This window comes from Paenibacillus sedimenti, from assembly GCF_014534655.1.
GTDB classification, from domain to species: domain Bacteria; phylum Bacillota; class Bacilli; order Paenibacillales; family NBRC-103111; genus Paenibacillus_E; species Paenibacillus_E sedimenti.
On record NZ_JACVVD010000020.1, the window covers coordinates 23,429 to 48,269 of the forward strand.

The following is a 24,841-nucleotide window of genomic DNA, read 5'->3' on the forward strand; positions in this document are numbered from 1 at the left end:
GTTAAAAAGCAATGATGAATATGAATTATGCTTTTTAAGCAATAATAATTACGAAAACAGCGTTAATTATAAGTTAATTATAACTATGTTAACAGAGATAATAGTTTAATTAACCGCCACCGCCCCCTTACCGGGGCTGTTTGATTTGTATAAGACTTCCTTTGGTATACTTTTATTCCATATTAGGGGATTATCAAGGCTTTGTAAGTAGCTTTATTGCACAGGTGCTTTCTTTTTTTGGATTAATTGTAGTTATTTACTTCGGTATTTTGTTAATTATCGATTGTTTTAAGTCCGAAAGAGTATACAAAAAACAACAGGGCTAAGGGGAAACGAAAGTAATAATACAAACAGTCGAATCCGCCGCTTCGGAATTGTTGATTACCCAACAAACTTACAATTTTAGACTTGTTAATATAAGTGAAAACATGGATTTCGTTAAAATAAAAAACTTTGAGGTTATAATGACAAAAAGAAAATTATTCTACTCGATAATTGCCCTCTTAATACTAGGGAGTGGACTCTTGCTATATAAAGTTGAAAACATTGTACCATCCATAATGAAATTTACTGATTTTGGAGGTGCGAACGAATTTTACTTCTATGAAAATAACATTTATTACAAGAACCACGAACTCATTCAAAAATACTTTGACATAAACAAAGATAAAATTGTAAAAAAAGTTCCCAATGAAAAAGCACATATTGAATCCAAAATTATACTTAGCTTTGCTTATAATACAGATAAGGGAAGAGATACATATATTGATGATAAAGGAAAAATATTTTTTATCGTATCTAAGTCCGAAATAAGAAACAAATCGAGACTTCATTGGCTTTGGTGGAAGTTAGACTTTGACAAAAATAATTACATTTATTATTCTACCGAAGCTGACATTGCGATTGTAAAATTAGTAAATCAAATTAAAAATGAAACAAGATCAAGTAAATAAAAGAGAAGCATTATTCAAAGAAAACCATTCCATTGTCAGGAGTGGCTACACGAGTAGCGGTACAAAAATCTGCCGTCAAATGATGATGAAAACGCGGATGGTTATTGATGAAGACTATTTCAAGGTAATCGATGTATTAAATGATTGGTGGGGTGGTCGGCAGATGACGCACCTCCTACCACGGTTATTTTTCGAACATTTTCAAACAACAAGTTTCATTGTCGAAGATGGGGTCTGTTTTATTTCATAAACGGATGGGATTCTCAGATTCAATAGCAACTGATTACGTTGGTAAGGGTCAAGACCGTATTCTGTTCTCCAAAGACATCACTTCTGAAATAATTTCTACATCAACTACATGTGAAATTATGGTCGCATTTGGAAAAAACAGGTTAGATCAGCAATTGTCAAACCCGGATCCCATTTATCAGGCAATCGACGAACTCGAGGACAAAATAAAAAAAGAGACAGACGAAAAGTTAAAAAAGGAAATGCAATGGGAAAATGCAAGTGACCGTGAGTACATGAAATTACTCCCCAATTTGGTATATACACTACCAACCATAACTTTTGATCAGCAGATGAGTATTCAAGGTAGTGATCGGACCGTGCAACTCATCACGTATGGCGGCGGTCACACGCAAAGTGATGCATTCGTGTACCTTCCTGAAGAAAAAATTGCCGTAAAGGGGGATCTGGTGCTCTCAAAGCATTCATTTTCGGGATTAATAGTTTTAAATTCAACTTCTAAAGCATTTGTTATTGGATTTTTTTCAGCAAAAACAGATGGTGATAAAGAAGAAAACATCATGGAAAACGCTAATAGGAATGATAATAACTTGAACTTTAGTTTCACTTTGAAAATCCCCATTAATAGAATAAAATAGATTTAACAGATATCCTCCTTTTCTATTATATGGTAATATTTTATAGTATTGGGTGCTAATTACAAATCAAATTATTCCATTAAAAGGATAGTAAATGGAGGTTTTCCGCTATGAGATTTTTATTCAGTGTATTAAAGAGAATATTAGACAAACAATTTTTGAATCATGAATTATATAAAATGAAGGAGTATGAGCTTAGAGATTTTTTAAAGGTCGCTGAAGCTAATGGTTACATCAAAGTTATAAAAACAGGAATCCACGATTCTTTTGAGGTTACAGATAAAGGTAGAGCTTTTCTAGATGACTTTAATCAAATGGAAAAAGAACTCCCTGTAGACCTCCAAGAGTTGCCTTATTGGGTTCGTTTTGAAGGTGATGTATATCAACCCCCTCAATCAGAAAACCTTCATAATGATCAGAAAACGAATTATATTTATAATGAGTGGTCTCACAAATTACAATTAATTTATTCGTCTATCATCGGTAGAGGTGGTAGGTCTGCACTCTCAATCGATCCAAGGTGCAAGAATTAAAAAAGATAGCAATTTCCCAATAAATTGTAATTAACTATGCCATAATACCAAATATTTTATAAAGCCATTCAACTGCAGAGAGGACAGACGAATTATTTTCGGCCTGCTCTTTCCTAATCATATGCATAGCCTCGATTCCCTTTAACGTCTGTTCTGCAGTTAGAAATGATTTGAAACCAAGCATCGGTTTTGTGATTTTCTTAATGAATCGGTGATCTTGCTCCACAATGTTGTTTAGATATTTTGTCTGTCTAATCAAGATTTCTTTTGGTAGGGATTTCCACTTTATTAATTCTTGTATTGCTGGTGGATATGCTGGATTTTTATCCAAGGTGATTACACGTGGGATTTTATTATGTGGAGAGGACAAGGCCTTTGTAAAGAAACGCTTAGCTGCCGGCATGTCCCGATTTTCAGATAACATGAAATCAATGGTTTTCCCCATAGAATCAACTGCCCGATATAGATATTTCCACTGACCTTTGACTTTGACATAGGTTTCGTCAGTCCTCCAAGAATCGTTTGTAGGTTTCAAAAAGGGATGGATTCATTTGTCGATTTCGGGTCCATATTCAAATAAATCCATTTTCGTTTCCAAAATAAGCTGCTCCATCCCATGACTTCATTATCAATTATCATGAATTAGAGCTTTGCACCACAACCCGATCATCATCATCACAGCATTCCCTCCTATTTTGACGTATAGATAGTTGTCACTTTCGGGTGCAAGGCTTCAAACATACTATATTTAAACGACAAGATAGGGGAGAAGGAGGGAGTAGGTCATGCCGAAGCTAGGAAGGGTTGATCCCGACTTTTGGAAAGGAAAGCACGTATTTGTTACCGGGCATACAGGGTTTAAGGGAACATGGTTAAGTCTATGGCTACATGCCATGGGGGCTCATGAATAGCTGTTTAAAATCAGATTGTTGCTCGGCCAATCCGACATATTGGTAAGGGACGAATCGTACCTGGAGATCTGTAACCCTGAATCGCGGTTGTGATCGGTCTCTACGTTCTCAATAATATTATTGTTGCCGCCGATGAAGATGCCGTTATCGCCGGCTCCGGTAACTCTTACCCCCTTAACATGCCAATAATGGCCGAAAATCTGCAATCCGCGGTTGGCCGATCCGAACGATTGAGAGGAGAAGTCCAGGACAGGTTTCTCGGATCCGTAAGCGAAAATCTTCTTGCGTCCACCACTGCTGCCGCTATTGTCGCGGGCGATGGTTATCGTAGAGGAATAGCTGTACGTGCCGCCGAGCATATAGATGGTGCCTCCAGCTGCCACTTTCGTAAGCGCCATTGTCAAAGTGGTAGGTCTGTCAATCGTCCCCGGATTGCTTGCGGAGCCGTTCGCAGCTACATAGATGCCGTTACTATCGGGTCCCGAGCCAGCGGCGACTAATTGCCATTGCTGGTTGGTTCCGCTCCATGACGACCATTGGTGCAGGTTCGTCCCGTCCGCCGTCGACATATTATAGACGTCGAGCGCCTTGCCGCTGTTGCGGTTGATGAATTTGTAATAACCGCTGCCGGCATCTACGATCTGCCATTCCTGATTCGTTCCTCCACTCCAGGATGTCCATTGCTGCACATTCGCCCCGTCCGCCGTCGACATATTAGCAACGTCGAGTACCTTGCCACTGTTTTTGTTGACGATTTTGTAAATCGTGCTCGTATCGAATGCCGCCTTCACGGGAAGGCTCGTTAACAGAATCTTAAGCGATAACGTCAGAATAAAGCTGACGGCAAAATGCCATAAGGTCTTTGGTTGAAGTGAGATTTTCGTATTTCTCATTATTATTCGCACCCTTTCTTTCATTTGAAATGTTGTAAATATCTGGAGATGAATGCGGATTTGGAGGGTCTGGGCATTACTGTTGATAGATTGAACCTACTTTATCGAGGAATGAATCGAATGCTATATTCACGGTTAATAGATACTGAAAAGACGACTCTCGTCCCCAAAAACTGGGAATGAAGGTCGTCTTTTTATCTCTTGCCTCTTAGCTTGCTCCGAAAAACTACAAGTTATCTGGTATTTTATTCCAGAATGAAAGTGGCAGCTGAATGCTGTAAGGAATCCGCCATTTCCTTTAGCGACCTTGAAGATGAAGCCATATGTTCCATGGTAGTCATCATTTCCTCGCTGGAAGCCATGACTTCGCTCGTGCGATCGGCAGAATGTTTGGCGTAATCGGCCAAGGTGATCAAGGATGCACTCACCTGCTGGGAACCGGCAGACATCTCCTGGATGGAAGCGGCTATTTCCTCCATCCGGGATGCGACTTGCCGGTTGGAATGAACGATTTCTTGAAACATTTCCGCTCCCAGTTCCATGCTGGTTTTGCCTTGATGGACTTCTGACAAACTCAAATGCGAATGGTGCACTGACTGAGCGATCTGTTGTTGGATTCCGCTAACCGAACCCAGGATGGTTGAGGTAAGCTCTTCGGCATGCACAGCGAGTTTCCTGATTTCACCGGCAACCACGGAAAACCCTCTTCCATGCTCCTGTGCACGGGCAGCTTCGATGGATGCATTCAAGGCCAAAAGATTCGTTTGTGTCGCAATCTCTTTAATGCGATTTCCCATATCCTCAATAATCTGCGACTGACCGCTTAAATGCTCCATTACAGATGCAGTTTGAAGTACCGACGTTTCAATTTCCCGCATTTGTTTCAGTGTTTGCAGAATATGTTGCATACCTTCAGAAGCTTTTTGGGATGCGCTTGAAGACATCTCCAAAGCCTCGGAAGCAGATTCTGCAATTTGTTGGATGCCGTGCGACATCTCTTCCATCGCTTTACTGCTTTCTTCGGTTTGCATTCCTTGATGGAAAGAGTCTTTGACGATTTGTTCCATGGCAGCGTCAATTTGTTTGGAGGATTGCGAAGATGCGTTCGCTGCGGAAGACAGATCCGCAGAAGTTTGTCCGATCTCTTGTGAAGCAGAGCGAATTTGCCGAATGATCGGGCGCAAATGCGAGAGCGTCTCATTCATAGAGAGTATTAACGCTCCGATTTCATCTTTCAGCTTGCTTTGGAGCGTGACCGGACGGAAGTCTCCTTGGGCAATGTCCTTCATTCTTCCGGAAACCGCTATGATCGGACGCACGATATACCCGGTCAACAGGTAAGCAAGTAAGGAGCCAAGCAAAAATACGGAGAAGGATACAAACAGGATCAATGCTTTTACTTGATCGGCGTTCCGAGCGACATCGGTTCCTTGAGCTTTCATGTCCGTTTCCCTATTCGCCGCAAGGGACTCAAAATCATCCAGCAATTGGCGTGCCTGCGGTTCCAATTGTTGCTGCATAACGGTCATGGCCTGAGTTTTATTTCCTGATTCGACAAGTGGGAATATCCGGTTCTGGAATTCAGTATTCAAATTTTGATGTGTATTTATAAGTGGTAAGACCGCATCCGTACTGTCGGATTGAAGCAGTATTTGATCAATCTGAGCGCTTTGTTCCGTATAGGTTTGGAATTTTGTCTTATAATCCGCATCTCCGTATAAGACGAAGCCTCGGGCCAAAGCAAGCTGCTGTGCAACCACAAAACGAAGCTGTTCGCCTGCAATCAATAAAGGAAGATCAGTTTTAACCGAATTGTTGATATGCCGATTGACCTTGTCCATATTGGAGTAGGTCAACGCGGCAAGAATTAGCAGCAGTAGCAGAATCGAGCCAAAGGATAGCAGCAGTTTTATACGTATGGTTCTCATGAACAGACCTCCATCGATCTTATTTGCGTATTGAACGGAGCATACCAGATCATCAATTGAAATGATGTCAGGAGGGAGGGGGATTTCCTTTTAATTTTTCGTACAGCATATGAAGCCGGTCCAATTTCATGCTTAATCGATAGACCTTGGGGCTAAGGAAAGATTGCGAATTTTCTACCGCCTTAACCATTTTTATTCGGTTCTTTTCAATTAAATGGGACAATTCATTGATTTGTTTTTCATCGTTTTTCATCAAGTAGACCTCCTGTCTCCAGGTTTCGATTCAGTGCCATATTTTTGCGCAGCCACTCACTCGATTCAGCGGCAGATAGGGGAGGGGCCTGATAGTAGCCTTGGAAGAAATCGCAGGACAAACCGAGGTAAAAAGAATATTGCATCTCTGTCTCCACCCCTTCGGCGATGACCTCAAGATCCAACAGGTGTGCCAGTGAAAGAACCGATTCAAGGATGAAGGCATTTTTATAGTTTGATTGGATAGATTGGGTGAAAGACTTATCGATTTTAATGGCATCAACAGCATATTTCACAAGGCAACCGAGCGAGGAGAAGCCGGTGCCGAAATCGTCAAGGGACAATCTTACGCCAAGTGATTTTATTTCATCAAGCTTCCGGAGGCAGCTTTCCTCATGAAGCATAGAGATGCTCTCCGTTATTTCCAATTCCAGTGAGGAGGGAGCGAGACCACATTTCTCCAGCGCTTCCCTCACTTGCGAGACAAAAGCTGGATCTAGAAATTGTATCACGGAGACGTTGACGGAAATTCGAATGTTTGAGCCATAGAAGGTTTGCCAATCCTTACATTGCCGGCACGCTTCGTTCAACACCCACTTCCCGAGCCTGATAATGAGTCCGGTCCGTTCAGCAGTCGGAATAAAAGAAGACGGCAGGATAAATCCCTCTTCCGGATCATGCCAACGAAGCAGGGCTTCGAACCCGATCACTTTTTTCGTTGCCATTTCCGCTTGAGGCTGGTAATAAAGTACGAATTGATTTTTTTCGAATGCTTGGCGCATTCTCTGTTCGAGAAACTTGGAGTCCAACAGCTCGCTTCTCATTCCCTCCTGGTAAAAACGGAAGCCGTTTTTATCATTGTGCTTGGCTGAATACATAGCCAGATCGGATTTTTGGAAGAGCTCCTTCACGTCGCTTCCATCTTTCGGAAACATGGAGATGCCGATGCTGCAGCTGACTGTCATTATAACCCCGTCCAGTTCTATTGGAAGCGATATTCGATTTAGGATACGGCTCGCTTCAAGCTCGGCAGTTTCCATGTCCGCAACCGTCAGAACGACGGCGAATTCGTCTCCTCCCAATCTGGCCGTTATATGTTCAACATGGATGCTTTCTTCCAACCTTTGCGCAACGTTCCGGAGAACGCTGTCGCCCGTATCGTGCCCGTAGGTGTCATTGATCAATTTGAAATCGTCGATATCAAGAAACAGCAGGGCAAATGTTATGTTCTTGCGCTCCGTCTGCTTCACATACCTGTCTATTTGTTGATAGAGGAACAAGCGGCTATATAGTCCTGTTAACGTATCTTCGTAGGCCAGACGTTCCGCATACTTCCGTTTCTCATGCAGTTTCTCGGAAAGAACACTGGTTCCGATTGCAAATCCGAAGGTTGCTATCGATAGTCCCGAGGCCTCGATTACCCGAGAGTATTGAAGATAATCGCGTAGAAATTCTTCACACAGCCACAAAGAATTTAACGTAAGAGTAAGGAGCGATATAGAGAAGCCCCCCATCAGTCCGAACTGGTAGGAGAAGAAAAAACAAGGGATCAGAGTGATCGTCCAAGCCAGCTGTTTTTCCGGCCACGGCACAAAAATTTCAGTAGGAATGAGCAATATGTAACAAACAAGTGTGATGATCCAAACATACCCGGGAACCGATTTCATGTAGTTGACCATCGTTTATCGCCCTCCTGTTTTTTTTGATTGCATAGAAATTCATTTGAAAACAAGTTCATTTTATACGACAAAAGATCACACAAACAGTCATAAAACGTCATTTTATTTAATCGTGACATTTTGTCATCTCATTTTTGACACCCCCGGCAAAACAAAGCTGGTATGATGGACATAAAACAATCTATTTTATAACTAGAGAGGATTTCGATCATGCACGATCTGTTGAAACGATGGCAGTGGAACGATTGGTTCTTTTTTGCAGTGCGGATTTGTTGGTGCACGATCATATTGGTTTTGTTGTGGAAAGTGTAGGATATGTGGAGCTTCCCGTTCTGGATCAGGCTGGGCGTTGCCCTTATTGTCACTTTGGTTCCATTTTACGTCGGACCAATTTTCTTTCGGTTTAACCAAACGAGAGATGGAAATTTTACAGTATCTCGATTCCGGTTTGCGTTATAAATCGTTAGCGGCCAAGCTGTTTATGTCAGAAGGAACGGTTAGCAATTACATCTCCGCCATTACAAGAAAGGAATGCCTTGAACACCGGATTGAGCTTTCTTAGTCAATTCGGTGTTTCTTTTATGGTTTCACCCACTGAATGTCATATTATGGTTCATGACATGACGTGACTACCCGTTGTGACAAAGTTTTTATTAGTATATGATTCGACAAAACACTTTATAATTCGACAAAAAACAAGGGGGATTCCGATGGAAGCATATCCAAAACAGACAACACGTTTGTTTAAGTTCCTTATTATTCTTTTGCTGCTGGTGGTCCTTATCGAATCGGAAGGTCAATTAGCTTCGGTTGTGATGAATATCGAACACGGGACATGGCACATCTTGTTGAAAATGGTTCTTGTGTTATCCGCTTGCTCTCTCGTATATATTCTTTTCAGGAAGTTCAAGCAGCTTGAAACGGCCGAACGGGAAATCAGGCAAATCGCCTATTATGATCTACTGACCGGATTGCCTAACAGACGCTATTTCATGGATAGCTTCACCATGAAGCTGAACAACTTGCAGCAAACCAATGGTTCGCTCATGGCGGTTATGTTTATTGATTTGGATCAATTCAAATGGGTCAACGATTCGATGGGACACGAAGCCGGCGACCTGCTGCTCGTGGAAGTCGTCAACCGGATGAAACGCTGTGTGAGGCATAAAGATTTTCTCGCCCGCTTGGGAGGTGATGAATTTGTGCTTTGGCTGCCGGATTTGGAAATTGCCGAAGATGCGCAATATGTTGCTAAAATGATCGTCGAAACGTTGAACATGCCCGTTTATTTACAGGACCGCGAAGTCCGCATTACGCCGAGCATCGGGATTTGCATGTATCCTGAGCATGGAAGCGATATCAATGTGTTGATGAAAAACGCGGACATGGCTATGTACCATGCAAAAGTTAATGGAGGTAACAGTTATCAGATATACAGACCTGCAATGGAAAAACGTGTCAACAATTACTTTCAAATTGTGTCGGAGTTTCACAAGTCGCTCTTCCGCAAAGAGTTCGAGCTCTATTATCAGCCGCGTATCGATTTCAAGACAGGACGGCTTGAAAGCGTGGAAGCGCTTATCCGGTGGAACCATCCGGAGCGCGGGCTCATTATGCCGATGGAGTTTATCAGTATAGCGGAAGAAAGCAATTTTATCCTTCCGCTCGGTGAATGGATTCTTAAAGAAGCGTGCAGACAGAACAAAATGTGGCAAGATCGGGGGTTTCCGGCGGTCCGGGTCGCTGTGAACGTATCCGTAAAGCAGCTGCAACAACCGGATTTCGCCCGCAAGCTGAGAGATATTATGGAAGAGACGGGAATGGATCCGGAGCGGCTTGAAATAGAAATGACGGAAAGTACTCTGATGACCGACACGAACCAAATGCTTATCACGTTTGAAGAGTTGAAAAAAATCGGCGTTTACCTTTCTATTGACGATTTCGGCACCGGCTATTCCTCGTTAAGTTACTTGAAGCGTCTCGCTGTCCACGCTCTGAAGATAGACCGGTCGTTTATCCGGGATTTGCCGGAAGACGAAGATAGCGTGACCATTACGGAGATGATCATCGGTCTTGCCCACAACCTCCGTTTGGAAGTGATCGCTGAAGGCGTGGAAACGGTGCAGCAGCACAATTTTTTGCTGGAGAGAGGCTGTAAGAAGGCTCAGGGTTATTTGTACAGCAAGCCACTTACGGAGTCCCAATTAGCAGAGATGCTCGGAACGAGCGGTCTCCACTTTGGTCCGGTGATTGAAACTGAGGATGTCTATGTAGGCTAATGGCTCGAATGCTGATCGGCATCGTTATATGCGGCTATGATCCGCCACTTCATCCGTACATCGCCAATATCACCTGCTCACGGCCGTGTTAACGGAGGAATTAAATGAGCAACCAAGTCCTTATATCAACAAGTGGTATCATAAATTAGAAGAAAGGAAATAAGGAATGAACTTTTTGGTTCATTCCTTATTGTGGGATCTGAAAGGTTACGGTAATGCCCTGATACGGTATGCATTCAATTTGCAATCCTTTGCCGTAAAGCCCATGCGTATGTCTGACGGATTTGCAAACGATCGCTTCAATTTCTCCTCATTTATTCCTACCTCCATGTCACGTATCGTAACTTCAAACGACCCCACAGTACTCGTATACCCGGAAATGAGTAAGAAGGGCGTCCGCCAACAGCGGGGGTGATTCATTGATCCATACCCCGGCGGTCGCAGGCATTATTGGGTGACGACCGTTCTGCCGTTGAGCGGCTGGACAGGTCGATGATTGTCGGAGAAAATAGCGCCGAACGCCTGGATCTGCTTCTCGGATAGTTCAATCGGTTCCTCCAGCACGGTCCAGTCCACCCCTTCCGAGCAAGGAGGCGTCGTCAACGAGCCTTTATATCGGAATGCTTTTTTATCTTGTGGCAGCAGTGCGTTCAAATCAATGACTTGATCCAGCTTGAGATCTTCCTTGGTTTCTTCCTTCGGAAGCTTCGAGAACATTTCCGCCAGTTGTTTGTTTTCACTGCCTGATTTGATTAGAACGCCGAGCACGGCAAGCTTGCCTTCACTATTCTTGTGTACAAGATGCATCTCCATATCGAAAGTTTTATCGTTGATCTGGTTTTCGCTAGGTTTATGGAAATGCAGTTGAACGAGCGTGTAAACTTTGCCATCAAGGGTTATGGTATTGCTGCCGGATGCGTCATTCGCTTGAATGGTATGCCCGTTGTTCATCAGGGTGAAGGCGGTCGGTTTATAATTGGTCTCGAATTTGCCTAATTCTTTGTCCACTTTTAATTGAGAAAGCTCAATATCGATAGGGGACTGCTCGGTTCCATTCGCGCATGCGGCATATTGCGGATCCAGAGTCGTCCATTTGGCAGGGCCCGTATCACCCGAGTAAGACCAGTGAGCGGGCTTCGTTGCAGTTACATTGGCACTGGCACTGGAGCTGGCACTGGAGCTGGCGCTGGGTATTGCGCTATTCTGAGCAGCGCACGCCGCCAGCGGCAGAGTAAGTACAACAGCCATCATTCCACGAATTACTGTGTTTCTGTTCATTGACATTCTCCTCGTTTCTTCGTTTAAGTTCATCTTGGATGATTCCACACCACATTATTTAACAAAAACGAGGATCATATCGTCCAGTTATAAAACGTCACTTCTTCCCTATGATAGATTGTCATATGATTCGACGTGACTACGCGATATAATGGAATGTAATAAAACAACTTGGAGGTATCGTCATGCGCGGTCTGATAGCACGATGGGAATGGTACGATTGGTTCATGATTGCGCTCAGGATTTGCTGGTGCATTTCTATTATTGCGCTATTATGGGAGATCGAGGGGCAGTGGAGCTTTCCTTTCTGGATCAAGCTGGGTACTACTTGCATTGTCATATCCGTTCCGTACCTGATTATGCAGATCAATCAGCAACTGTATGCTGCATGCGAGCTGCTGCTTCCCGGAGTGATCCTGTTCCTGCTGAACCAATCGCACCCGGACACCCATTTGTATCTCCTTCCGATTTCTTTCATGATCGGTTACAATAGCGCCGGTTACGCGCCCATGTGGTTGGCTCCTCTAGCCGCCTTCGCCTTCCCGGCTTGGCTCGGTTGGCATATGAACAATTCCTGGGATACCATCTTGTTCGGAATCATTTTCAATTATTGCGTTTCTTACGGATTGGGATATGCATTTCGTCTGCTGATTATTTCGAGCAAGCAAAGCAAAATCATTGAAGAGCAGAACAGAATGTTGGTGCAAAATATAAAGCAGATTGAGAAAATAACGCTTCTGGAGGAACGCAACCGGCTTTCTCGCGAACTGCACGATACGATCGGACACATGCTCACATCCCTGATCATGGGTATGGAGTCGCTTCGCGTCTCAATGGCTCCGGGCACGGTAAAGAGCAAGCTGGAAACGCTCCTGTCCCTGACGAGGGAGGGCTTCGAGGAAATTCGCAGGCATATTTACGATATGCAAACGGGACAAACGGACTTGCCTCTTCCGGTGCTGCTGGACGATATCGCCAGGGCCTTTGCGCAGCAGACCGGCGTGAAGATTGAGCTGGATCAGTCAGGGGATACTATTCCTGTACCTCGGCAAAGCCGGTTTACGTTCATGCGCTGCTTGCAAGAGTCGCTGACCAATTCGGTTAGGCACGGCCAGGCGGATCGTATTAACGTGATGCTTCGCTTCGAGAAGGATCGCATTGTGCTGCAGATCCGAGATAACGGATCGGGACATGAGGCTTTGCAGCCCGGCTTCGGCATAACGGGTATGCGGGAGAGACTCGAGGCTCTGAACGGAAGCCTGCAGCTCCAGTCCGATCCTCGGAACGGAACGATCGTGACTTGCTTTCTACCGTTTCAAACGCTCGAGACCAAGCAAGTCATCCATATCGCTATCGTGGACGACCAGCCGATCGTATTGGAAGGATTAAAGGCCTTGCTTGAGAACGAGGACGGGATCCAAGTAACGGCTACCGCCAGGAACGGACTTGAAGCTATAGACATTTGCGAACGAACGAATCCGCATCTGATTCTCATGGACATGCATATGCCTGTAATGGACGGTATTTCCGCTTTAAAGAAAATCAAACAAGCTTATCCGGAAATTAAGGTGTTGATGATGTCCACCTTCGAGGAGCTGGATCAGGCGCTAACCGCTTTGAAGAACGGCGCTGACGGGTACTGCCTGAAGTCGGTGCAATTGCAAGAACTTATCGAGACAATACGCCTCGTTCATTCGGGGGGAACCGCAATTAATCGGGAGATCACGGTCAAAATGCTTGAGAGGTTCGATCGAGTTTCCGAGGTCGCCGAACCGGTCGCTGTGGATCGATTTCTTTACGGATTAACCAAACGCGAGATGGAGATATTGCAGTATCTGGATTCGGGGATGCGTTATAAGACGTTGGCGGCAAAGCTGTTCTTGTCCGAAGGAACGGTGCGCAATTACATTTCTACGATTTACAGCAAGCTGGGCGTCAGCAATCGCGAGGAGGCGGTGGAGAAAGCACGTGCGGAAGGCTTGATGACCGGTTAGGATTTTTTATGCGAAAACGCTTGAGCGTTTCTGAATTATACTCAACAGTGCTTTTTGTGCTTGTCGCATGTTCAATAGCTGATGGTTATGCTAGCTTTCGTTTTATAGCATGGGGTTTTTTCGAGGTGGAGAAAGTAGAGTTTAGGGCAGTGACTAGCTGGCTCAAGACGCTTCGCTCCGAGCCGATCGGGGCTATTTTTATGTACGAAAAGGTCGAGAGGCGTTGGAGAAAAAGTGGATGAAATGAAAATTCTAAAACGATTAACCAATGTAGTCCTCTGGTATCTTCGATGTGATAAATCGATAGAATAATAGTGCACTGATCAAAGAAATAAGATATACCGGAAACGAATATAACAGCTTCCAACCATTATATTGAAAGACGTTTGCTAGTATAGCGACATATTCAAATCCGACCGAAAGTACTGCAAAGATAACGAGATAAGCAAATAAGGATACTTTTTTGAAATTCCAAACTTTGTAAATATACAAAAAGTAATAACTGAATGGAGGATAGATAGTCGCTAGCAATAAATCGATCAAGTCAAGCCCAAAACGTATCACAGATCGAGAAGAAGGCGCTAATGAAGCTGTATCATGAGTTTTATAAAGTTCTGGGGAATAATACTCGAATTAACAAAAATATCCGCGATCCAGTCACTGAATCGCGGATATTTTTGACGCTCAAGGACTATGCGCCACTGCCGGTGCATCCCCATTCACTTTTTGAAGACGTTCGATGATTATCTGGGCCTCCGCGCTGCTTTCAGCAGGAGTGGAAGAATGAGAAAGCGACTTGACCAAGGCGGTCGATATCGCATTTGATATTCCCGGCCAATGCGGTATGGGGGGGCGGACATGCACGTAGTCCATTTCCTTGGAAAACACGCGCAAGTGAGGATCGTTCGTCCACGAGGGATAGGCGGCGACGTCTTTTCTCGGAGGAAAGTTGCCGAAGCTTTCGCTGAACGGTTTCATCACACCAGGATTGGCAAAATAGGCGAGAAATTGAACCGCAGCATCTTCTTTTTTTCCTTTGATCACCGCCAAATTTTCCCCGCCGAGCACAGAAGCGAATTTCTGATCTCTCGGAATTAAAGCGAGCTCAAATTTCAGATCGGGAGCGATGCTCCTGATCTCGGGAATTTGCCAAGGGCCGTTCACTATCATTGCGGCTTTGCCTGCTGTAAATTGTTTCATTACGTCAGCTTGGGTCCAATTGATAACCTCTTTGCTCATAGCCCCGTCTTGGATGAGTCCCGTCAAAAATTCGAGAGCCTTGATAGCTTGCGGACTATCCATTTCAAGAATGCTGCCGCCTGCCGAATAAAGCCAAATTCCCACTGTGCAAACCGGATTAACGACTCCGCTACAAACAACAATTCAAAAAGACATGAATATGGTTTCCGTGCCACGGACGATGGTTTTGTGATATAACGTTGAATTGCTTTTCGCTCGGGTTACCCAGTAGAACATATTTTCTTATTTTTTGAGGTGGTTTTTTTTGATCTTAATCAAGTTGTGTTTTACAACATTTACACGTCATGTTTTATGTCCATCTTCTTTTCAATGAGCTTATATTTTTGCTACAATGACCGTACTAGTAAATCTTCTATGATATGGGTCTTGTATGATTTATCATAAGGTGCAAAGGCAAATCCATCAAATCGTACAGAATATAGACATATACGGGGGGCTCACAATGATAAGGATCAGAGGTATTCCTTTGAAAAATTCGGTATTGGTGAAAACGGTGTTTTTTCATTCTATGCTTGTACTGATTTTGGTTAGTGTAGTTTCGTTTTTCATGATGAATACCGTCTCCAGAGGCTTAACCAAGGAAGCCAAAGCATCAGTTGATACAATGACAGAGCAAAATTACCACACGGCTAACGTGCTTCTGAGGTCTACCTATTACTACTTCGGGCAGCTTTATACGAATGATACGGAGATATTTAATGCGATGTACGGGGATGAATTTACCGGCATGCAATCCAAGCGGATCCGGGATAAGCTCGTGGATTTAAAAGCAGCTAATCCCTTAATAGAATCGGTTTATATTTATAACATGAATCATGACACCGTCTTTTCCTCCGAAAGCACCCGAAACACGTTAGATTCCTTCTACGACAACGGGATGACCGAACTGTTAAAACAAGGACAGAAAATCGGCAACAGGGGAGTTTTTATTCCAAGAAGGGAACGGTTTTCTTATAATAATACGCCAGTAGACATGAATTTGTTATCGATCGTTTATACACAGTTTAAGCAGGATGGAGCTTCAGATGGGGCGCTGGTTGTTAACTTGAATCAACAAACGCTTCAAGAGCTGATAAGCAAGGCGGGGCAGGGAATATCACGGCAATCGATGATTATCAATCAGCAGGGAATGGTGCTTTCCCATTCTGACCCGCAATATCTCATGAAAAGTATTGCGGATGAACGTTATATCGATGAGATCTTGCATTCCGAACATACAAGGGGACAAATCAGTGTTTCGATCAAAGGGGATAACTATTTGGTCGCATATTTGAAATCCGATCAACTAGGATGGATCGCAATCAGTATGGTGGAGGAAAACAGCATTTTGGGTACCGTAATCATGGTTCAGCGGTTCATCCTCTGTATTACCGGTCTATTTATCATTATCGCAATTGTAAGTGCTATTCTCTCCATTCGGTCGATCTACATACCCGTTCGGAATTTGGCGAGGAAAATAGGGGGGAGTTCGACCAAACCGTTGCATCCACCGCATGCGAACGAGTATGAAATGATCGAATCATGGATTTCCCATCAAGAAGAACGGGTGCAGGATTTGCAGAGCAGCATATTAAGGTACAGCGATGCCGGCAAGAAGGAGCTGCTCAAAGAGGTTATTCTTGGAGGGTTTAAGGAAACCCCTGCTAATCTTGAACGTATTCATAACCTTGGAATCCTTCTTGACGGAGGACCTTATGTGGCTGCCGCAATTCGAATCGATAATTATTATTCCTTAAGTAACAGATTTCAACTTGAAGATCTGGCGCTGTTTAAGTATGCGATTATGAATATTGCTGACGAAACCATGCGGCCTTACGGTACTGCGGAGCTATTCGAATACAGCGATGATATGATCGCTGTTCTAATAAACTTGTCTGAAGGGCAATCTCATCATGCCGATGCTTATCATAAAGCATTCAACGAAGTGCTGGGAAATATAAGGGAATATCTCCCCTTATCCGTAACCATATCCATTGGTACAGTTGTACACCGTCTGGTGCAGGTGACCTATTCTTGGAGCCAGGCTTGTCAGGCTGCGCAATACAGGATTGTTCACGGGACGGGAACGGTAATCCCTTATGTGCCGGAGATGTCGCAGCGGATGCCGGCGGATGAATACCCCTACCAATTGGAAAAGATGATTACGGATCAGATGAAGATGGGAAACAAACGGAAGCATCTGGAGCTTGTAGACGAGTTTTTCGAGACGATATCGAAGTATCAATATGAAGAGATCATTCAGTACCTGTCCCAAATGGTGATAATGTCGGAACGTGTTGCGAAGGTGATTACAGATGATGATGAGCTGCTGCACATGGATCTGTCCTCATTATCGGAATCCTTGCGTCAATGGGACACATTAGCCCATATCAAGGAAGAATACGTTAGAATATGCGAGAAGATCATGGATTTCCGGGATAATGATTTTTCATTACGAGGCGTCAAGGTTGTTGATAAGGTGAAGGAGTACATCCACACGGAATACAGCAACCCGGATCTAACCATTGACGACCTGGTGAAGCAAACCGGAATGACCAAAAACCATGTCCGAAAAATTTTCAATGATCTATGTGGTGAGACCATAAGTCAATATCTCAGCAATTACCGTTTTGAGAAAGCCAAGGAACTGCTGATCCAAACTGATTATCCCGCGGCGAAGATCAGTGAGATGGTCGGCATAGCAAATTCCAACTACTTTTATGTCTCGTTCAAGAAGTACGCTGGCAAGTCGCCGCAGCATTACCGAATGGAGCATCGATTGAATTAATGGTAATCAAATGGAAAGGAGGAAATCGCAACATGAAAAGAAAGTCGATCAAGAACGCAACCTTATTGATGGCGTCTGCAACAATGGTGCTATCCGTTGCAGCTTGCTCCAAAAGTAATGAAGATGCCGGAGCTTCAACTGCTCCGAGCGCCGATGCTTCCACAGCTTCAAGTGCACCGTCTACGCCACCGTCACCTGTAACATTGAAATTACTGTTCCTGCAATCAAAGCCGGCAGAGATGGATAAGGTGTTGGCCGAGTTTGAGAAGCGCACCAAGGATACACTGAATACCAAGCTCGATATCGAGTTTACTGGCGATCTGACGCTGAAGCTTGGACTGAAGATGGCCGCCGGCGAAGAAGTGGACTTGTCGTTCGACTATCTTGGCAACGGAACCTTGTATCAGAATATTGCAAAGGGGTACTATCAGCCGCTTGAAACGTATTTCAACAATGATGCATACCCGGGATTGAAGAAAGCGTTTCCGCCGGAACTCATTGAAGCCAATAAAGTTAACGGCCATCTTTACAGCATTCCAATGACGGAGGCTTGGAAGATTCCGGGCGTCATTTTTTACCGCAAGGACTTGCGCGAGAAATATGGCTTGCAACCGATCAAGACCATGGAAGAGTTCCAGGTGTTCATGGATAAGGTGAGGGAGCAGGACCCGAAGCTGGTTCCTCTGGCTGTTCGCAATACTCGCGGCTTTGCCAATGGTGAAATGTTCGCTAATGAAGAGGTACAGAAGAACATTCGCACCAACCCGTACTTCATCTCCGGTACAGGCGTGAATTTCAGCGTGATTCTCTCCGATGACGGCAAAAAGGTACTAGGTGCAGTAACATTGGGCGACCCGGCATCGGATTATGCAAACCTCCCGGCTCCGTATAATAAACAGGATTACCTGTACCAATACCTGGATAAGTATGTTCAATGGAACAAATACCTTGAGAAAGATGTTTTGGCTCAGAAGAACCCCGGAGTGCTGTTCGATTCCGGCAAAGCCGCAGCACATGAATGGAATATAAGAGGGATGGCTGATGTTAAGAAAACGATCCAACAAGCTATTCCCGGCGCAGATATCGAGTACTTCGTCTATAACACCAAAGTCGCCAATCTTCAGCCCCAAGCTCTTGGAACCAACTATATCCCGTACAACCACGCTGTCGTTCCGGTTACGTCCAAAAATGTTGACCGTACGATGAAAGTCTTGGATTGGATTTTTAGCAGCCAGGAAAACAACGATCTGTTCACCTGGGGGATCGAAGGCGTGCACTGGACCAAGGTAGGAGATCATGGCTATTCGCGTACGGATGATCAAGCTAAGAAATACAGCTTCCCGTGGTATGAATTGTCGATGAATTCGATGTATGAACGCATGAATGCTGATACGGATCCGTATGCTAAAAAGGTACTCCAATTTGTAAAAACGAATGACGCGTATTATACGCTGCCTCTGGCCCAATTTGTATTTGACGCAACGCCAGTAAAGACTGAAATTGCCAAAGTATCTCCTAAGCTTGAAGAATACAAACCTATCTTCGTCACAGGCTCCGACAAGAACTGGAGAGAATCGGCTGCGAAGATGAACAAGGAACTTCGCGGGTTGGGAATGGAGAAGATCCGCGCAGAGCTGGTCAAGCAAGTCCAGGCGTATCTTGATAAAGGCGGTAAGTAATCCTGTAACCGTCACTGTGCCGCACGATCAGTCCGGAAAAGAATAAAGGATCAGTTATGAGGGGAAGGCATTACGCCTTCCTCTTTTCATTTTTTACTTATGCGATTTTTCATTCGAAGGACGTCCTTTCCTCTTTTCCTAAAATCATAGGAATCATGCACGATTGCAGTGTTTGAAAGAGTTCGATCACAGTGTTCGTTATATATTAAAGTAGTCTGCAAGCGCTATTTTTGTGCATACTGAAAGCGTCGAGACGATAAGAGAGTATCTTGTTAAAGTGAGGAAAAAGTTGATGAGCTTATTAAAGATTTGGGAGGCACCCGAAGGGGCGGTAGGCCGGGATGATTTTGAGGTTAGCGTCCGCATTCCGGGGGAGAGCTGGCAGCCGCTCTTCGTATATGAAGCGAAGGTGGACATGCACAATGTCAGACAGGCATCCATGACCTATTTCGACATGGAAGGAACAGTAGAGGTCCGGGTCGAGAGCCGGAAGGGACCTGTTCATCAAGCCGTTATCCGGCCCCTCTCGAAGCAAATTCCGTTTGAGGTGGAAGGAGCGGCTGTTACCTTCCGTTTGAATGAACCATGCAAGCTGTCCATAGAAGTGAACGGTGACCGGTTCGGCAATCTTCACCTTTTCGCGAATGCTCCGGAGGAGAATCCGCCGGAACCGGACGCCCCGAACGTGCTGTTCCTGAAGCCTGCCATCCACCGGATGGAGGATATTCATCGGCTGGCGGGCAGTCCGAAGGAGCCCGGGGGAGCGGCGCCGGAAGTGATCTATTTTGGGCCGGGGATGCACTATCTGGAGGAGACGATCTTCCGCATTCCGTCCGGAAAAACGGTCTACATCGCCGGCGGCGCCATTGTTGTCGGGTCCCTCGTCTGTGATCATGTACAGAATGTAACCATTCGCGGCAGAGGGGTACTGTATTTAGCGGATTTCCACAGGTTCTCTGCGTTCCGGGGTGTCCGAATCCTCTTCTCGCAACATATTACCGTGGAAGGGATCGTGCTGCTGGACCCGCCTCACTACAGCATCTATATCGGCAAGTCCGAGCATATCCGGATCCGCAACTTCAAATCCTTCAGCACGCGGGGATGGTGCGACGGCATCGACATGATGGCTAGCTCCTATATTGAGATCGAGGATGTGTTCCTGCGGACGTCCGACGATTGTATTGCCGTATACGGAAGCCGTTGGGATTATAGAGGGGATTCACGCTGCGTAAGTGTCAAAGACTCCGTCCTTTGGGCTGACGTAGCTCATGCGATGAATATCGGCGGACATGGGGACTACCGTCGGGGAGGCGACTTGATCGAGGATATCCGGTTCAGCAATATCGATATTTTGGAGCATCATGAGCCCCAGCCCGGTTATTGGGGGGCCATGAATATTAATGTCGGCGATAATAACACGGTGCGGAACGTCACCTATGACAACATCCGTGTGGAGGATTTTGAGCTGGGCCAGCTGCTGGACATCCGCGTGGTGTGGAACGAGAAATATAACCCTGTTGCCGGTAAACGTATTGAGAACATTCATTTCCGGAATGTGACCTATAATGGCAAAAATGAAAACAAAAACCGAATATACGGGTTTGACCGTGAACGGAGTGTGGAAGGGGTCACCTTTACCAATTTGCGGATCAATGGCGAGTTGATTTTGAGTGCGGAGCAGGGGAATTTTGAGATCAATGAGTTTGTATCCGGCATTCAGTTCCGAAAAGAAGAAGGAGGAGGATAAAAATGAATGTAGCTTTGAGCAATAATAAAGCAGACAGCGTAGTCATTAAGAAGAAGAAAAAGACCTTCATCTCAGAGATAAAACAAAATTTCTACTTGTACCTATTGGTTTTTCCAGGTGTTTTATTTTTTGTGATATTCAAATACCTCCCGATGGTGGGAATTATCGTAGCTTTTCAAGACTTTAATATTATGAAAGGACTTTTTAAAAGTAAATTTGTCGGTCTGAAAAATTTTGAGTATTTCTTCACTTCAAAGGATTGGCTGGTTGTAACCTTGAACACGGTGTATTTAAATTTATTGTTTCTTTTTACCGGTTTGTTTTTTTCTATCCTTATTGCCCTTGTACTATCAGAAATCAGCTCCAAGTATTTTAAGAAAGTGACGCAATCTGTTGTCATTCTGCCGAATTTTATTTCTTGGACATTAGTTTCGATGTTTGTTTTTGCATTACTGTCGACGGATGTAGGATTTATTAATTCAGTTTTAAAAGCGCTTGGTTTTATTCAAGAAGGACAGGAAATCAATTTTTATTCAAATCCGAATTTATGGGTTGGCATACTAGTTGTTTTAAAAATATGGAAAGCCGCAGGTTTCGGTTCCGTTATATATTTGGCTGCAATTGCAGGCATTGATCAGGAAATATATGAAGCTGCCAAAATTGACGGAGCCAGCCGTATGCAGTGTATTACAAAGATTACCTTGCCTCAGCTTCGAACAACAGCAGTGCTTTTGACCTTATTTGGCATCGGAAACATATTCGACGGGGATTTAGGAATGATTTATGCGATTGTAGGCGACAACCCTACCTTGTATCAGACTACTGATGTCATTGACACTTATGTATTCAGAATGCTTAGGCAAATGAATGACTTCAGCATGACTACTGCGATCGGACTTTATCAAGCACTTGTAGGTTTTGTCATCGTCTATATAACGAATTATTTTGCCAAGAAATATGATTCGGATTCAGCCATTTTTTAAAGGAAGGAGATAAAAAAATGAAAACCAGCTTGGAGAATAAAGCAATAGATCTATTTTCTTATCTCTTTATGGCCATATTTTCAATATTTTGCATTGTGCCTTTTATCCTTCTTATAGCAAGCTCCCTATCAGACGAAAAAGCTGTACAAGCGACTGGCTTTGTTCTTTTTCCAAAAGAATTCTCGTTATTTGCTTACAAGGTCATATTTCAGGATAACGCTATATTCAACGCTTACAAGACAACCATAACTTTCACCGTTTTGGGTACGGTGCTTTGCCTTATCCTTACGAGTGCTATGGCTTATGCCCTTTCCGTAAAAACGTTTACTCACAGAAACAAAATTGCTTTTTTCGTGTATTTTACGATGCTGTTTAACGGAGGTTTGATCCCTTCGTACCTTCTAATCGCCAAATATTTAGGCTTAAGAGACAATATCTTGGTTTATATTCTACCGGTGTTGATTAATCCGTTTAATATGTTTCTGTTAAGAAATTTCTTCAAGCAAATCCCGGATTCGCTGGCGGAGTCCGCCAAAATAGATGGAGCTAATGACATCTATATTTTATATAAAATCATCCTTCCATTAGCAAAACCTGCACTGGCAACGATCGGGTTGTTTTATGGACTCGGTTTCTGGAACGAATGGTTTACAGCCACCCTTTATATTGACAATAAAGACCTGTATTCTTTGCAATATCTGATCATGAAGGTACTCAGAGAAGTGGACTTTATGAATCAAATGAATGAAATGCAAGGATTAGTTATGGCTAATAATATAGTTCCAGCCAATACTGCCAAAATGGCTACTGCCGTCGTCACTGTAGGTCCCATTATTTTTGTTTATCCATTTATACAAAAGTACTTTGTTAAGGGATTGGTAGTTGGAGCAGTTAAGGGCTAGACCCGCAAAAGCGGTTTAGTATATATCATTATTTATCATTGGGGAGGATTAAACATGAACAAAAAGTTTTTGGTATTGCCGCTTGCCGCAACAATGCTTGCTGCTTCAATCGCTGGATGCAGCAATGGATCAAGCAAGCCGGCTGAAAGCACTGCGCCTAAAGGCAATACGGCAGAAAGTACTGCGTCCGCAAAAAAGAAGGACCCGGTTACGCTTAATATTCGTTTCTTCGGGACGGAAAACGGGCATTACCGCGCTGTCGATCCCGCCTTCAGAGAGTTTGAGAAACGGACGAAGGATACTCTTAATACGACCTTGAATGTTGTATGGACACCGCCTGCCGACTATGGTACCAAGCATCAATTGTGGATGACATCGGGAGAAGATGTCGACCTCTTTATTCCGTGGGAATTGAACAAATTCGCCAAAGACGGCGTATTGGCAGATTTGGGCAAATACTTTAATAACCCTCAATATCCCGGACTTCAGAAGGCATTTTCACCAGAATATATCAATGACAATAAAATCTTTGGCAAAACCTATGCCATTCCGATTACAAACACGTTTATGGATATGGAAGGCGTAATTTACAGAAAAGATTTATTAAAGAAGTACGGAATGAAGGATATCAGCAGTTATGACGATTTGTATAACTACCTTGAAAAAGTAAAAGAAAACGAAAAAGACATGGTACCATTTGGTAACTACGGAAATACGGCTTTCTTTAAATTATTTACCGATATCAATGCACAACAGCTGGAGGGGAAAGTATTTCCGTTTACCGGCATCGGAAATCCGAAGAAAAATTTCGTTTACGCTCAAATAGCCGATGATGGGAAATCCGTTGCAGGTGTGGCAGCTCTTGGAGATCCGGCATCCGAATGGGCGAACATTAATCCCAAATACGGTCTGGATTATGTGATGAACCAGTTTAATCAAGCGAAGCGGTTTAACAAATTTATTCCGGCAGATACCTTAGCAAACCCGAATGGACTAGTAGGTAAGGAAGAGAAAGTAGCTGCCGGATATGTACCAGTAGGTGGTTTCAAGGGAACTGCAGACAAAATAAAGGCAAAGAATCCGAACGCTGAACTTGGTTTCTGGCCTATTTTTAAGAACAATCAAGAATTGAAACCAGGCACTCAATCTACGGATGGCAAGGCGTGGAACTTCATTGCCATACCTGCTTCTTCCAAAAAAATTGACAGAACCATGGAATTCCTGGATTGGATTTTCTCCAATCAGGAGAACAATGACTTATTTACTTACGGTATAAAAGGTACAAACTGGGAGCCTGTAGGAACGAATCAGTGGAAGATTCCGGATGGAGTCGATCCGGCGAAAAATTACGGTTTCCCCGGTTACCAATTGACCTGGAATCCGACATTAAACAGAATGCCAGCAGATTTGCCGGAGCAAGTTCAAAAATATTATGAATATCAATTTAAACCGGATACGTACAAGAAACATGTATTGGCAGGATTTACATTTGATCAAGAGCCTGTAAAAAGTGAAATTGCCAAATGTAACACCGTTATGGATAAGTATCTTCCATTTTTACTGTCCGGTTTCGGCGACGTGAATGAGAACTTGTCGAAGATGAATGCGGATTTGAAGGCTGCAGGTGTAGATAAAATTAAAGAAGAATTGAAGAAACAAATCAACGCCTTCCTCGCTCAAAAGAAGTAAAATATTCTCAATATACATCACAATGAAGAATGCATTATTGTATATTTGAGTAATTGGGGGCATCTGTAGATTTGGGTAAATCAAATCTATAGGTGTTCCTATCCTATTCTAACCTGGATAGATGCCGGCTATGTGCATCTTATTTAATCTAACAAAGGAGATTATTGAAAACGCTTTATTTTTCTGGTTTGCCTTACTACACACGAAGCAAAGCTTCTAAACAAAAG

17 protein-coding genes and 3 pseudogenes are annotated in these 24,841 nt (G+C 43.8%); 13 read left to right on the forward strand and 7 right to left on the reverse strand.

What is annotated here, in order from left to right; genetic code table 11:
* Positions 1-428: 428 nt before the first annotated feature.
* From ICC18_RS30860 to ICC18_RS30870, 4 genes and pseudogenes are all read left to right on the forward strand, one after another.
* On the forward strand, positions 429-953 hold the full coding sequence (locus ICC18_RS30860) for a hypothetical protein (RefSeq protein WP_188178258.1): 525 nt from the start codon (positions 429-431) through the stop codon (positions 951-953).
* An 85-nt stretch (positions 954-1,038) separates the two neighbouring features.
* Positions 1,039-1,182, forward strand: a pseudogene (locus ICC18_RS34130) (GNAT family N-acetyltransferase); the annotation flags it as partial.
* Positions 1,181-1,840 carry an MBL fold metallo-hydrolase gene (locus ICC18_RS30865; RefSeq protein WP_188178259.1) on the forward strand — a complete coding sequence of 220 codons (660 nt, stop codon included), beginning with the start codon at positions 1,181-1,183 and terminating at the stop codon, positions 1,838-1,840. The pseudogene ICC18_RS34130 and the gene ICC18_RS30865, both read left to right, overlap by 2 nt.
* 110 nt (positions 1,841-1,950) lie before the next feature.
* A complete protein-coding gene (locus tag ICC18_RS30870; protein WP_188178260.1) occupies positions 1,951-2,373 on the forward strand; it encodes a hypothetical protein in 423 nt (140 codons plus the stop codon).
* Between the two features lie 34 nt (positions 2,374-2,407).
* Here ICC18_RS30870 and ICC18_RS30875 read toward each other — a convergent pair.
* The 5 genes and pseudogenes from ICC18_RS30875 to ICC18_RS30895 all read right to left on the reverse strand — a co-directional run.
* A pseudogene (locus ICC18_RS30875) lies at positions 2,408-2,947 on the reverse strand (IS6 family transposase); the annotation flags it as partial.
* 330 nt (positions 2,948-3,277) lie between these two features.
* Positions 3,278-4,201, reverse strand: a pseudogene (locus tag ICC18_RS30880) (right-handed parallel beta-helix repeat-containing protein); the annotation flags it as partial.
* Between the two features lie 221 nt (positions 4,202-4,422).
* Positions 4,423-6,105 (reverse strand): methyl-accepting chemotaxis protein, encoded by a 1,683-nt coding sequence (locus ICC18_RS30885; RefSeq protein WP_188178263.1) that lies wholly within the window; start codon positions 6,103-6,105, stop codon positions 4,423-4,425.
* A 67-nt stretch (positions 6,106-6,172) separates the two neighbouring features.
* Positions 6,173-6,358: a Spo0E family sporulation regulatory protein-aspartic acid phosphatase gene (locus ICC18_RS30890; protein WP_188178264.1), complete on the reverse strand. Its 186-nt coding sequence runs from the start codon at positions 6,356-6,358 to the stop codon at positions 6,173-6,175.
* Positions 6,345-8,036, reverse strand: a complete 1,692-nt coding sequence (locus ICC18_RS30895) for a putative bifunctional diguanylate cyclase/phosphodiesterase (RefSeq protein ID WP_188178265.1) — start codon at positions 8,034-8,036, stop codon at positions 6,345-6,347. The genes ICC18_RS30890 and ICC18_RS30895 overlap by 14 nt, the downstream gene beginning before the upstream one ends.
* Positions 8,037-8,394: 358 nt before the next feature.
* On the opposite strand from ICC18_RS30895, the gene ICC18_RS30900 reads away from it, so the two are divergent.
* Both ICC18_RS30900 and ICC18_RS30905 read left to right on the forward strand, forming a co-directional pair.
* Positions 8,395-8,598, forward strand: a complete 204-nt coding sequence (locus tag ICC18_RS30900) for a response regulator transcription factor (RefSeq protein ID WP_223193023.1) — start codon at positions 8,395-8,397, stop codon at positions 8,596-8,598.
* 148 nt (positions 8,599-8,746) lie between these two features.
* Positions 8,747-10,315 carry a putative bifunctional diguanylate cyclase/phosphodiesterase gene (locus ICC18_RS30905; RefSeq protein ID WP_188178266.1) on the forward strand — a complete coding sequence of 523 codons (1,569 nt, stop codon included), beginning with the start codon at positions 8,747-8,749 and terminating at the stop codon, positions 10,313-10,315.
* A gap of 447 nt (positions 10,316-10,762) precedes the next feature.
* Here the strand turns inward: ICC18_RS30905 and ICC18_RS30910 are convergent, their stop codons facing one another.
* Positions 10,763-11,593, reverse strand: coding sequence for a carbonic anhydrase (locus ICC18_RS30910; protein WP_188178267.1), 831 nt, complete (start codon positions 11,591-11,593; stop codon positions 10,763-10,765).
* A 185-nt stretch (positions 11,594-11,778) separates the two neighbouring features.
* Here ICC18_RS30910 and ICC18_RS30915 point away from each other — a divergent pair, with 185 nt between their 5' ends.
* The gene (locus ICC18_RS30915) at positions 11,779-13,587 is read left to right on the forward strand and encodes a helix-turn-helix transcriptional regulator (RefSeq protein ID WP_188178268.1); all 1,809 of its coding nucleotides are present in this window, start codon (positions 11,779-11,781) and stop codon (positions 13,585-13,587) included.
* A gap of 684 nt (positions 13,588-14,271) precedes the next feature.
* On the opposite strand, the gene ICC18_RS30920 is transcribed toward ICC18_RS30915, so the two are convergent.
* Positions 14,272-14,931 (reverse strand): extracellular solute-binding protein, encoded by a 660-nt coding sequence (locus ICC18_RS30920; RefSeq protein WP_188178269.1) that lies wholly within the window; start codon positions 14,929-14,931, stop codon positions 14,272-14,274.
* A gap of 358 nt (positions 14,932-15,289) precedes the next feature.
* Between ICC18_RS30920 and ICC18_RS30925 the strand changes: the two genes are divergently transcribed.
* From ICC18_RS30925 to ICC18_RS30950, 6 genes are all read left to right on the forward strand, one after another.
* Complete coding sequence (locus ICC18_RS30925) at positions 15,290-17,614, forward strand: helix-turn-helix domain-containing protein (RefSeq protein WP_188178270.1); 2,325 nt, start codon at positions 15,290-15,292, stop codon at positions 17,612-17,614.
* 32 nt (positions 17,615-17,646) lie between these two features.
* The gene (locus ICC18_RS30930) at positions 17,647-19,293 is read left to right on the forward strand and encodes an ABC transporter substrate-binding protein (RefSeq protein WP_188178271.1); all 1,647 of its coding nucleotides are present in this window, start codon (positions 17,647-17,649) and stop codon (positions 19,291-19,293) included.
* Positions 19,294-19,585: 292 nt separating this feature from the next.
* A complete protein-coding gene (locus tag ICC18_RS30935) occupies positions 19,586-21,040 on the forward strand; it encodes a glycosyl hydrolase family 28 protein (RefSeq protein WP_188178272.1) in 1,455 nt (484 codons plus the stop codon).
* A gap of 2 nt (positions 21,041-21,042) precedes the next feature.
* Complete coding sequence (locus ICC18_RS30940) at positions 21,043-22,023, forward strand: ABC transporter permease (RefSeq protein WP_188178273.1); 981 nt, start codon at positions 21,043-21,045, stop codon at positions 22,021-22,023.
* A gap of 17 nt (positions 22,024-22,040) precedes the next feature.
* A complete protein-coding gene (locus ICC18_RS30945; RefSeq protein ID WP_188178274.1) occupies positions 22,041-22,925 on the forward strand; it encodes a carbohydrate ABC transporter permease in 885 nt (294 codons plus the stop codon).
* 54 nt (positions 22,926-22,979) lie between these two features.
* A complete protein-coding gene (locus tag ICC18_RS30950) occupies positions 22,980-24,614 on the forward strand; it encodes an ABC transporter substrate-binding protein (RefSeq protein ID WP_188178275.1) in 1,635 nt (544 codons plus the stop codon).
* Positions 24,615-24,841: the final 227 nt, after the last annotated feature.